Source organism: Pseudomonas sp. GW823-FHT06E10, from assembly GCF_058794995.1.
The window spans coordinates 217696-229526 of the sequence record NZ_JBXAHJ010000003.1 but is presented as its reverse complement, the minus strand read 5'-3'; the positions used below and the strand labels follow the sequence as shown (position 1 = coordinate 229526).

10 protein-coding genes are annotated in these 11831 nt (G+C 62.0%); 4 read left to right on the top strand and 6 right to left on the bottom strand.

What is annotated here, in order from left to right; translation table 11 throughout:
- Window positions 1-81: 81 nt before the first annotated feature.
- The gene (locus AC1Q6Y_RS06675) at window positions 82-924 is read right to left on the bottom strand and encodes an NAD-dependent protein deacetylase (protein ID WP_492624226.1); all 843 of its coding nucleotides are present in this window, start codon (window positions 922-924) and stop codon (window positions 82-84) included.
- Between the two features lie 127 nt (window positions 925-1051).
- On the bottom strand, window positions 1052-2098 hold the full coding sequence (locus AC1Q6Y_RS06670) for a class I SAM-dependent methyltransferase (RefSeq protein ID WP_154862055.1): 1047 nt from the start codon (window positions 2096-2098) through the stop codon (window positions 1052-1054).
- 348 nt (window positions 2099-2446) lie between these two features.
- Between AC1Q6Y_RS06670 and AC1Q6Y_RS06665 the strand changes: the two genes are divergently transcribed.
- Entirely contained in the window at window positions 2447-3289 is an 843-nt protein-coding gene (locus tag AC1Q6Y_RS06665; RefSeq protein WP_407516557.1) for an HvfB family MNIO-type RiPP peptide maturase, read from the top strand.
- Window positions 3282-4037 carry an HvfC family RiPP maturation protein gene (locus AC1Q6Y_RS06660; protein ID WP_492624225.1) on the top strand — a complete coding sequence of 252 codons (756 nt, stop codon included), beginning with the start codon at window positions 3282-3284 and terminating at the stop codon, window positions 4035-4037. Before AC1Q6Y_RS06665 ends, AC1Q6Y_RS06660 begins: the two co-directional genes overlap by 8 nt.
- A gap of 586 nt (window positions 4038-4623) precedes the next feature.
- Here AC1Q6Y_RS06660 and AC1Q6Y_RS06655 read toward each other — a convergent pair.
- Window positions 4624-6216 (bottom strand): hypothetical protein, encoded by a 1593-nt coding sequence (locus tag AC1Q6Y_RS06655; protein WP_492624224.1) that lies wholly within the window; start codon window positions 6214-6216, stop codon window positions 4624-4626.
- A 76-nt stretch (window positions 6217-6292) separates the two neighbouring features.
- On the bottom strand, window positions 6293-6535 hold the full coding sequence (locus AC1Q6Y_RS06650) for a hypothetical protein (RefSeq protein WP_090456324.1): 243 nt from the start codon (window positions 6533-6535) through the stop codon (window positions 6293-6295).
- A 15-nt stretch (window positions 6536-6550) separates the two neighbouring features.
- Here AC1Q6Y_RS06650 and AC1Q6Y_RS06645 point away from each other — a divergent pair, with 15 nt between their 5' ends.
- Window positions 6551-7651, top strand: coding sequence for a polyamine ABC transporter substrate-binding protein (locus tag AC1Q6Y_RS06645; protein ID WP_090456322.1), 1101 nt, complete (start codon window positions 6551-6553; stop codon window positions 7649-7651).
- Between the two features lie 220 nt (window positions 7652-7871).
- Here the strand turns inward: AC1Q6Y_RS06645 and AC1Q6Y_RS06640 are convergent, their stop codons facing one another.
- Window positions 7872-8660, bottom strand: a complete 789-nt coding sequence (locus tag AC1Q6Y_RS06640; protein ID WP_223503793.1) for an AraC family transcriptional regulator — start codon at window positions 8658-8660, stop codon at window positions 7872-7874.
- 85 nt (window positions 8661-8745) lie between these two features.
- On the opposite strand from AC1Q6Y_RS06640, the gene AC1Q6Y_RS06635 reads away from it, so the two are divergent.
- Window positions 8746-9744, top strand: coding sequence for a bile acid:sodium symporter family protein (locus AC1Q6Y_RS06635; protein ID WP_150814359.1), 999 nt, complete (start codon window positions 8746-8748; stop codon window positions 9742-9744).
- A 114-nt stretch (window positions 9745-9858) separates the two neighbouring features.
- On the opposite strand, the gene AC1Q6Y_RS06630 is transcribed toward AC1Q6Y_RS06635, so the two are convergent.
- Window positions 9859-11574 (bottom strand): amidase, encoded by a 1716-nt coding sequence (locus tag AC1Q6Y_RS06630; RefSeq protein ID WP_492624223.1) that lies wholly within the window; start codon window positions 11572-11574, stop codon window positions 9859-9861.
- Window positions 11575-11831 lie beyond the last annotated feature (257 nt).

Genomic DNA, 11831 nt, shown 5'->3' with positions numbered 1-11831 from the left:
TGAGGTCAGCACATCCAGACAGTTTATTGGCTGATCCACCGTCATCGCGAGCAAGCTCGCTCCCACAGGGATAGGGTTTCGTCAGTTGCCAAGTAGCTTCGCCAATGTTGGTAACAGCTGCTCGCACGACCCTTCGATCTTCAAATCCAGAATCTCGTCCGCCCGGGTCTTGCCCAGGTTGATCGCAATCAACGGCTTGCCCTGATCCACCACCGCCCGGCACAAGCGAAACGCCGAGTAAGCCATCAGCGACGAGCCGATCACCAACAGCCCGGCAGCCTGTTCGACGGCGGCCATCGCTTTCGCCGCCGTGGCCTGTGCGACGTTCTCGCCAAAAAACACCACATCCGGCTTCATCCGTTCCCCGGCGCAATGCGGGCAGTGCGGGACCTGGAAGCGTGCCTCAAAGGCCGGGTCGAGCAAGGTGTCGCCGTCCGGCGCTTGCACCGCGTCGACGCCGGCCAGGTAGGGGTTCTGTGTTTCCATCAAGTGCTGGATCGAATCGCGCCCGCTGTGCCGGCCGCAATCCAGGCACAACACCCGGTGCAGGCTGCCGTGGAGTTCGATCACGTCACGGCTGCCGGCCTGGTCGTGCAGGGTGTCGACGTTCTGGGTGATCAGCCCTCTGATCTGTCGCGTGTCTTGCAAGCGAGCCAGGGTGTCGTGGGCTTCGTTCGGCTGCGCCAGACGCACCCTCGGCCAGCCGAGCATCGCCCGCGCCCAGTAGCGTCGCCGGGACTCCGGGGCCGAGAGAAACTCCTGGTACATCATCGGCTGCCGGCCCCGTCGCACGCCCTGGCTGTCGCGATAATCCGGAATGCCCGAAGGCGTGCTGATGCCGGCCCCGGTCAGCACGGCAAACGGCTGCTCCGCCATGAGCTGATGGAGGCGATCGAGCTGTTCATGGATCAGATTGTCGAACATGCTGTGCAGGCCTGTAGGAGCGAGCTTGCTCGCGATGGTCGTCAATGATAACACTGTAAGCCTGACACCCCGCGGCGTGATCGCGTTTATCGCGAGCAAGCTCGCTCCTACAAAAAGCAGACAGTATTTATTTACGCGCCTCCAGGATCAGGTTGAACGGTGTTTCCGTGGCCCGCCGGAAACGGGTGAAACCGGCCTCGCTGAACACCTTGCGCAAACGCGCTTCACCGGCCTGGGCACCGAGGCCGAGGCCGACTTCCTGGGACAGCGAATTGGGCGTGCAGATGAAGGTCGACGCCGCGTAGAACAGGCGTCCGATCGGGTTGACGTTGTCGTCGAGCAAGTCGTTGGCGTAGGGCTCGACCAGCAGCACCGTACCGTCGTCCTTCAACGACTCATAGGCATGCTTGGCTGCGCCCACCGGGTCGCCCATGTCATGCAGGCAATCGAAGTAGCAGATCAGGTCGTAGTCGCTGCCGGGGTAGCTTTTGGCAGTGCCCTGGAAGAACCTGGCCCGGCTGGATACGCCCCCTTCTTCGGCCCGTTGGGTGGCAACGGTAACGGACGGCGCGTGGTAGTCGAAACCGACGAAGCGCGAATCCGGAAACGCCTGGGCCATGATCACCGTCGAGGCACCATGGCCGCAGCCGATGTCCGCCACTTTGGCCCCGGCTTCCAGTTTGGCCACTACGCCGTCGAGGGCCGGCAACCATTCGGCGACCAGATGAGCTTTGTAGCCGGGGCGGAAGAAGCGTTCGGTCCCGCTGAACATGCACGGATGGTGATCGCCCCAGGGCAGGGCGCCGTTGCCGCGCATGGCGTTGACCAGTTTGTCCTTGTCATGGAAAAACGACGCGACCACGCCGATCCCGCCCGCCACATAAACCGGTGAGTCTTCTTTTGCCAAAGCCATGGCTTGTTCTTCGGGCAGGCGGAACTGGCCGTCCTGGTGTTCCATGTAGCCTGAGGCGGCGTGAGCACTGAGCCATTCGCGCAGCAGGCGGGTGTTGCAGCCGGTTTTCTCGGCAAGGGTTTCAGGGGTGATGGGCTGACTGTCGGCCATCGCCCGGTACAGGCCGAGTTCTTCGCCGAGGATGACGTTGGCGAGCATCGCCGCGCCGCCCATGTCATTAACCAGTTTGCCCATGAAATCGTTGAGTCTGGCCTCGTCCATCATGTGTGCTCCTTCAGCAGGATCACGGTCCAGAGGCGTTGTCTGGCGAGGGGATCGCCACTGGGCGGTGGTCGTGGGAATGTACAGGGCACCAAGCGGGCCCTGTGTGCAGTAAGTTTAGTTCGGGCCTTGTACCGCGCGGTCTGGCGCGACGAAAGCAACGTTTTTTCTGCCGGTACACGACCCTGTGGGAGCGGGCGTGTATCCCACTGTATCCAGACCCCTTTTCGACACAGTGACCTCTAATTCCGGCCCCAGCCGAACACAGTCCTGATACACCCCTTCGATTAACTCTGTCTCATGGCGGGCACCGGCTCGCGTCCTTGAACATCTTGTGAGATCGACACCATGCAGACCTCCATTCCCCCCGTAGCCAAGGCCAGCGCAGGGCTTGGCCTGCGTCGCGGTTTACTCAAAGACCTCCAGGCCGCACCAGCAGGCGATTTCGACTTTCTGGAAATCGCACCGGAAAACTGGATCGGCATCGGCGGTGCCCACGGCGCGGCATTGCGGGCCCTGGCGGAACGCTATCCATTGTCCTGTCACGGTTTGTCCCTGTCCCTCGGTGGGCCGTCGGCGCTGGACGTCGGTTTTTTGCAGGAAGTCCGGGGTTTTCTCGATCACTACAACGTGCCGCTGTACAGCGAGCATTTGAGCTATTGCAGCGATGACGGTCACCTGTACGACCTGTTGCCGTTGCCTTTTACCGAAGAGGCGGTGCACCACGTCGCCGCGCGTATCCGTCAGGCCCAGGACATTCTCGGGCGACGCCTGGCGGTGGAAAACGTCTCTTACTATGCCGCGCCTCAACAGGACATGGACGAGGTGACCTTCACCAATGCCGTGCTGCGCGAGGCCGATTGCGACCTGTTGCTGGACGTCAACAACGTGTACGTCAATTCGATCAACCACGGCTTCGATCCGCAGGTGTTCCTGGCTGGCATCGATTCGGGGCGGGTGGTGGCGATGCACATTGCCGGGCATTTCGATGAGTCTGACACCTTGAAGATCGACACCCATGGCGCTTCGGTCAAACCGGCGGTGTGGTCGTTGCTGGCCCAGGCTTATGCCCGGTTCGGTGCGCAACCGACCTTGCTGGAGCGGGATTTCAACTTTCCCGTCTTCGCTGAACTGGTGGCGGAATTGCAGACCATTCGCCGCCTGCAACAGGAGGGCGTGAACCGTGGGTAAGTCGAGTCTTTTGCATCAGCAAACCACCATGGGCCTGTACCTGCGCGACCCTGAACGCAACGGGCCACCCACGGAAATGGACCCGGCGCGGGCCCTGGTTTATCGCGACCTGGTGTTCGCCAACCTGTCTTCGCTGCTCAGTGGCACCTTTCCGGTGTTGGTGAAGATTCTGGGTGACGAGCACTGGCGTTCGCTGGTGCGGATCTTTCTGCGGGACTACCGCGCCCGCACGCCGAAATTCGGTGAGATCGCCCAGGAGTTTGTCGAGTTTCTCGCGGCTGGGCCTCAGGCGTTGAGTGATGGGCCGTGGCCGCCGTTCATGGTGGAGCTGGCGCATTACGAGTGGGTGGAAATGGCGCTGCAACAGTCTGACGCCGAGCTTCAGGTGGGTGGTGATGCCGCGTTGCTGCTGGATCGGCCCTTGCGGGTGTCGCCGCTGGCCTGGCCGTTGGCGTATGCCTGGCCGGTGCAAAGGGTGGGGCCGGATTACCAGCCTGATGTGGCGCCTGCTCAGCCGACCTTGTTGCTGGTGCGTCGCGCCGAGGACTGGAGTGTGAGGTTTTCTGAATTGAGTCCGTTGGCGTGGCGGTTGTTGCTGCGAATTGGCGAGTTTCCCGAGTTGACCGGGCGTGAGCAGTTGCAAGGATTGGCGATCGAGGCGGGGGCGGTGAGGGCTTCGGAGTTTCTGGAGGGTGGGGTGGTGTTGTTGCGGCAGTTGCATGGGGAGGGGGTTGTTGGTGTTGGTTGATATTCTTTGACCTTGGCGGCCTTTGGGCCGACCAGGTTCTTGGTTGATTGAGTACATATCCGTTGCTGCGGTAACGGCGGCTGGCGGTTTCGCCCTTACGGCGAGTCCCTTTTGGCAAACGCCCCAAAAGGAACCAAAAGGTCTCGCCCCTTACGTACGGCCCCTCGCCAAGGCTCGGGGTTCCTTCGCTCCGGCATTCATCCGGGGGCATCGCCCTCCGGTTGGCTTCGCTGGCACCTACATGCGATGTGTTCGACTGCCTCGAACGGCGCTGCGCGCCAATCCCCGGATAAACGCCTCCACTCAGCCTGCCGAGGGGGCGGGTGGATCAAGATCAAGAGCTGCAGGCGAGCTAACGCTCGGCCTGATGAGTGGTGAGAAGCGTCTGTGTACGCCGATCTGTTTTTGCTCTTCTGTGGGAGCGAGCTTGCTCGCGAAGGCGGCCAGCCAGCCGACCGAAATCTTGCAGATGTACTCGATACCTGTGGGAGCGAGCTTGCTCGCGATGACGGCCTGACAGCTGACCAATGTCTCAAAGGTGCACCCGATCCCCTGTGGGAGGCTCGCTCCCACAATGAATCGCTTTTCAGGGTTGGCCGCCACTGGCACTCACGCGTGGTTGCTCGTTTGTTGCATTCACCCCCTTGTCCCAAAGAGCAACCAACCCACCGAAAGTCCCGACATAGGCCGTGCCGTCCGGCGCCAGTGTGATCGGCGACCAGTTGTTGTCGAAGGCCTGGCCGACCCCGCTCAGCGCCTTGAATCGGGTCTGGCCGCTGTCGAAATCCAGCGCCATCAGGTACCAGGCGTTCTCGCCGTCGGGCTGCGGCTCGAAGGTGTAGAAGTACAGCAGACCGTTGCTCACCGAGAGTTTGGGGACCACCGATGGCGAACGTTCCTTCGATTCCCAGATTCGGTCGCAGCCCGACTCATCGGTGCGGATGTCGATGCGGCTGATGCCGCCGTGCACGGCCTGCCAGTCCTTCTGCGCGAAGGCGCTGGTGTAGCCGGCGTTGTTCTCGAGGATGATCGAGCGACCCCAGCCGATGGCCGAGTTGTCGGTGGCCGAGGCGTTGTTGTCGAACACCGGCAGCTTGCAGATCAGGCGATTGCCGGCGTAGTCCTGCTCGCGACGGTAGACCAGCAGGTTGATGCGTCCGTCGCTGTTGTCGGTGATGGTGACGTAGCGCTCGCCGAGCAGGGTCGGGGTGGTACCGCTGCCCTGATTGATCGCGCCGACCTTGCGCCCGGTGCCGCGGTCATAGACTTCGCGCCAGCCTTGCACGGGCTTGCCCTCGGCATCGGCGACGAAGCGGTACATGGCGTGGTCGGACACCAGGTAGACACCATCGGCCGCCACCGACATGCCGTTCTGGATTTCTTCGTGGGCCAGTTGAATGCCCTGGACCTTGCCGGTGTCGGGGTTCAGGGTGCCGATGCGGCCGCGCCGGGTGATCCACCAGATCAAGCCCCGGTGATCGGGCATGACCCCGGTGACGGGGTCGCATTCGCCTTTGGGGAACCAGTTGGCAGGCTTCACACAATCGTGGGGGACCTTGTCGCTCAGGTCCCAGTTGTCGACCGCTTCGAACGACCACGCACCGGACTCATCCTGACGATGCACGACGCGCTGGATGTGCTGCTCGGCATCGGCGATGACCACGCGATTCTGTTCGTCGACATAGAAATAGGCGCCGGAGGTGTCGGCCATGATCTTGTCCGGGTCCAGGGTAATCAGCGCGTGGAAAGTCGACGGACGCGGCGGCAGCGGATAGCGGGCCAGCAGCTTGAGGGTGCGTGGTTCGAGCAATTGCAGTTCGAACTGCATCAGGTTGGCGCACAACACCACCAGGCGACCCTGCTGATCGAAGGTATGAATCGGGCACATGCCGCCGGGCTTGCGGCTGCCATCGCGACTGTTCACCTGAACATCCCGGCCCAACGGACCGGGCCCCGGGTGCGTGTCGGAGCTGTAGCCATCGGAATGCATGTAGCTGCTGCCGTTGCTGGTCATGTAGGGGTTGGCGGGAATCGTACCGTTCAGCGGTTGCGCGACAGCGGCGCTACCGATCAAGGGTGTGGCGCTGCCGTTGCTGGCCAGCGGTTGCGGTTCATAGGGTTCGGAACAGGCACTGAGCAGGCCGAGCAGGGGCAGGGCAAGCAGGAGTGGAGCACGCATCGAAGCCTCGCGATCTTGTTATTGGTGTGTTGCGCAATAGGCAGCAACGAGGCTGCCCGGGCATCGGCTGTTTGGACTAACCTCGGTGAAAGGCCTCGCACCGCTGATCAAAGCGGACATGTATTTTGGCCATTTCGATCTCCTTTTGGCCTGCCTCACGCTGTGAACCGGCGACGCCGTCAGCAAGAATCAGACGCGGGTGGCTGAGTCGGCAACCCAAGGTGAAAACCACAACCAGACGCTTCACTTCCTTGCCCTTGGCTGTTTTCAAGGCTGCTGCCGTGTACAGAACATAAAAACCATCGAACTCACGCCACACTTGGGGAAATGATCCATGGACTCAATGAAACGCATACTGGGCGCCACCGTTTGCGGACTGTCGCTGCTGGCCAGCGCGGTGCATGCCGAACAGCGCGAATTGCGGGTGTACAACTGGGCGGACTACATCCTGCCGTCCGTGCCCAAGGATTTCGCCAAGGACACCGGGATCAAGGTGACCTGGGACACCTTCGACACCAACGAGTCCCTGGAAGCCAAGCTGCTGACCGGCAACTCGGGCTACGACCTGGTGGTGCCGTCGAACCAGTTCATCGAAACCCAGATCAAGGCGGGCGTGTTCCAGAAACTCGACAAGTCCAGGTTGCCGAACTGGTCGCACCAGGACCCTGCATTGCTCAAGTTGCTGGACAAGAACGACCCGGGCAACCTGTACGGCGTGCCCTACATGTACGGCACTGTGTTGATCGGTTTCAACCCGGCCAAGGTCAAGGCGGCGCTGGGCGAGAATGCACCGGTGGACAGCTGGGACCTGGTGTTCAAGCCCGAGAACATGGAGAAGCTCAAGGCCTGTGGCGTAGCGATGCTCGACTCACCGTCGGAGATCCTGCCGCTGGCCCTGCATTACCTGGGGCTGGATCCGAACAGCCAGAACCCCGATGACTACGAAAAAGCCAAGGCATTGATGCTCAAGGTTCGCCCCTACGTCACCTATTTCAACTCCGCCAAGTACATGACCGACATCGCCAACGGCGATATCTGCGTGGCCATCGGTTACTCCGGCAGCTTCTATCAATTCGGCAATCGCGCCAAAGAGGCGGGCAACGGCGTGGTCGTCGACTGGCGCCTGCCGAAAGAAGGCGCGCCGATCTGGTTCGACACCTTCGCCATCCCGAAAAGCGCGAAGAACGTCGCCGAGGCCCACGAATTCCTCAACCACCTGCTGGACCCGAAAGTCATCGCGCCGATCAGCGACTTCCTCGGTTACCCGAATGCCAACAAGGACTCGCTGGCGCTGATCAACAAGGACATCACCGGCAACCCGAACCTGACACCGACCAGCGAGGCATTGAAGACGCTGTACGTCGTGCAGCCACTGCCGCAAAAGCTTGAGCGGGTCCGTACCCGGGTCTGGACCAGTATCAAGTCCGATCAGTAACACCGGGATATTTATGTGAAATCCCTGTAGGAGCGAGCCTGCTCGCGATAGCGACCTGACAGTCAATGCAGGTGTCGACTGACCCGGCGCCATCGCGAGCAAGCTCGCTCCCACAGGTTTTTATGTCGAGCACAGGTTTTGTGTATACCCATGGCCCCTGTGGGAGCGAGCTTGCTCGCGATGGCGGACTGACAGGCAACAGAGGTGTACGGTGTTGGACTCAGCGAAAAAACTCCCCCGGTGTTTCGCCGAACTGCTGGCGGAAGGCAGCGATAAACGCTGACGTCGAATCGTAGCCGCAGGCCAACGCGACGTCGGTCACTCGCTCGCCCTGTTCCAGTGGCGTCAGGGCGCCGAGCAGACGCAAGCGCTGGCGCCAGGCGCGAAAGGTCAGGCCGGTGTCGCGCAGGAACAGGCGACTGAGGGTTTTTTCGGTGACGCCGAATTGGTCGCTCCAGTGGCTGAGCGTGGTCTGTTGCTCCGGGTGCGACTCCAGGCTTTGCGCGATTTGCCGCAATCGACTGTCCTGGGGCAGCGGCAGCATCAAGTCGATCTGTGGCGCCTCGGCCAACTGATCCAGAATCACCTGGGCCAACCGACCATGCGGCCCGTCCTGATCGTATTCCACCGGAACCTGACTGAAGGCGCGGATCAACTCGCGCAACAAATCACTGACCCCCAGTACATGACAGCCCGGCGGCGCCCACGTCGAGACACTGCAATCGATGTACAGGCTGCGCATTTCCGTGCGTGGCGAACTGAACACCCGGTGCGGCATGCCCGCCGGAATCCACACCGCACGCTCCGGCGGGGCCACGAAACGCCCGACGCCGGTCTGTATTTCGAGCACGCCCGCAATCGCGTAGGAAAGCTGCACCCACGGGTGGCTGTGGCGCCGGGTCAGTGCGCGATTGGGCAGCGATTCGGTACGGCCGTAGAGCGGTCGTGGCAGGCTGGACAGCCCGGGAATACTGCGTCGAACACTCTTGTCATGTCCTTTAGGCGGCATCAGCTGGCTCATCGGCGTTAGTCGGTAATTCCCGGTCACGTTAGAGTCACTTTCATGTACTGGCAACCCCCGGATGATCAACCCCATGACTCGCCCCCGTTTGTTACCCGACAACTTCACCCTGACCCTGATCGGCGTAGTGACGCTCGCCAGCCTGCTGCCCGCCAGCGGCCAGGTCGCGCTCGGTTTTGGCTGGCTGACCAACATCGCCATCGCGCTGCTGTTTTTCCTGCATGGCGCCAAGCTGTCCCGCGAGTCGATCATTGCCGGTGCCGGGCACTGGCGCCTGCATTTGCTGGTGTTCAGCCTGACCTTCGTGCTGTTTCCGTTGCTCGGTCTGGCGCTCAAGCCGCTGCTGTCGCCGCTGATCGGCAATGACCTGTACATGGGCATGCTCTACCTGTGCGCGCTGCCCGCCACGGTGCAGTCGGCGATTGCCTTTACTTCCCTGGCGCGGGGCAACATCCCGGCGGCGATTTGCAGCGCGGCGGCGTCCAGCCTGTTCGGGATTTTTCTCACGCCGTTGCTGGTGACCCTGCTGCTGAATGTCCACGGCGAAGGCGCCTCGACCCTTGACGCCATCCTCAAGATCAGCGTGCAGTTGCTGCTGCCGTTCATTGCCGGGCAGATCGCGCGGCGCTGGATCGGCAACTGGGTGGCGCGCAACAAGAGCTGGTTGAAGTTCGTCGACCAGGGTTCGATTCTGCTGGTGGTCTACGGCGCGTTCAGCGAAGCGGTGATCGAAGGCCTCTGGCAGCAGATTCCGTTGTTGGATCTGCTTGGGCTGGTGCTGGTCTGCTGCATCGTTCTGGCGCTGGTGTTGGTGGCCTCGACCGTACTGGGCAAGGCATTCGGCTTCAACCAGGAAGACCGCATCACCATTCTCTTCTGCGGTTCGAAGAAAAGCCTGGCGACCGGCGTGCCGATGGCGCAGGTGCTGTTTGCCGGTAGCACCATTGGCTTGCTGATCTTGCCGCTGATGTTGTTCCACCAGATTCAACTGATGGTCTGTGCGGTGCTGGCACAGCGTTATGCCAAGCGGCCGGAATCGATTCCCGAGCTGATGGCCCAGGTTGATCCCTGATGATCCCGGGAAACTGTAGGGGCCGGCTTGCCGGCGATGGACTCAAGTGCGTCGCGTTCATCCAGCTCAAACGCGTCATCGTTAACGACCATCGCTGGCAAGCCAGCTCCCACATTACCGCTTGTCAGCGACCAATGGCGGGGTACGCGGCGGGATCATGCGTTTGCTGCCGGTCGATTCGAACGCCGACGCCAGCTGCAGCAGCGACGAGTCGTCATAGGCGCGCCCGGCAAACGTCAGGCCGACCGGCATGCCGATGTCCGGCATCACGCCCATCGGTACGGTGACCGTCGGCACACCGAGATGACGGATGGCGAGGTTGCCATTGGCGACCCATACGCCGTTGCTCCAGGCGATATCCGCCGATTGCGGATCGACATCGGCATTCGCCGGACCCACATCGGCCACCGTCGGGAACAGCACCGCGTCGAGGCCCAGGCGATCCATCCAGTCTTCCAGATCGATCTTGCGGGTCTTTTCCAGGCCGCGCAGGCCGTCCGGCACCGTGCTGATCTGATCCCACGGCGTGATGCCGCGTTCGGCCATGCGCACGTATTCGTCCATGCCGGCGGCCAGGTCACCCTCGCGATTGGGCAGGGTGCCCGGGTCATGAGGGAAGATCTGCGGGCCGTCGACATCGACGAGGCGATTCAGTTTGGGATCGCCGTTCGCTTGCAGGAAATCATCGAAGGCCCAGGCGGACAGGTCCCACAGTTCATGGTGCAAAAATTCCTTGGAGACGATGCCGCGATTGAACACGGTCGGCGCACCAGGACGATCGCCCTCGCAATTGGAGACCAGCGGGAAGTCGACTTCGAGCACTTCGGCGCCCGCGGCTTCGAGGGCCTTGCGCGCCTGTTCCCAGAGCCCGATCACCGAAGGACGGGTGTTGATGCGTTGGCCAGTCGGGCCACCGATGCCCGGTGCTTCGGAGGTGCCGGCTTCAGGGTCGGCGTTGATGTACATGCGCGGGATGCCGAATTTCTTGCCTTTGAGCGCATCGCTATTCGCGGCCAGCGCGGCATAGGACTCAGGGCGTACCGAAGAAGATTTCGGGATCGGTACCCAGGGCTGCAGGCGCCACAGGTCGCCACGGGTGTCCGGGTCATCGGCCACCACTACGTCGAGCACTTCGAGCAGGTCGGCCATGGTCCGGGCAAACGGCACGACCACATCCATGGTCGGGGTCAACGGCCAGTTGCCGCGCACCGAGATCACGCCGCGCGAAGGGGTGTAGGCGCACAAGCCATTGTTCGAGGCCGGTCCACGGCCGCTCGACCAGGTTTCTTCCGCCAGGCCGAAGGCCGAGAAACTGGCCGCGGTCGCCGTGCCGGCACCGTTCGACGAGCCGGAGGCGAAAGGGGCCGTGAGGTAGTCAGCGTTGTACGGGCTCTCGGCGCGGCCGTAGACACCACGCTGCATCCCGCCGTTGGCCATTGGCGGCATGTTGGTCTTGCCCAGGCAGATGGCCCCGGCGGCGCGCAGGCGTTCGATGGTGAACGCATCGCGATAGGCGACCAGGTCCTTGAAGGCCGGGCTGCCGGAAGCGGCGGTGAGGCCCTTGACCAGATAGCTGTCCTTGGCGGTGTAGGGGATCCCGTCCAGAGCTCCCAGCGTCTGGCCCTTGGCGCGACGAGCGTCGGACGCCTGGGCTTCGGCGAGCACCTCGGGGTTGCGAACCACGACCGCGTTCAGCGCGGTAGGCGTTTCGGGGCCGTCAAAGGCGTCGATCCGCGCAAGATAAGCCTGGACCAGTTCAACCGAGGTGGTCTGGCCGGATTCGAGCGCGGCGCGCAGCTCGGCAATGGAAACTTCGGTAACTTCGATCATGCTGCCACCGCCGCTTGCAGGTGGAGGGTCCCAAACACTTCACTTTTCTCGAAATGGACTTTCATATCGTTATTCTCGTTGCACTGTGTGGCACGACAGGGTCGGGCGTTAAAAATACTGAGCACTATTTAGCATTAAACCGTGATTTTAGGAATCCGTTGTCCAATTTATCTTACAGATGACAGAAAAAAGGTTCTTCATGCAATCTCGGGGGAAACTGTAGGAGCCGGCTTGCCGGCGATGGACTCAAGTGCGCC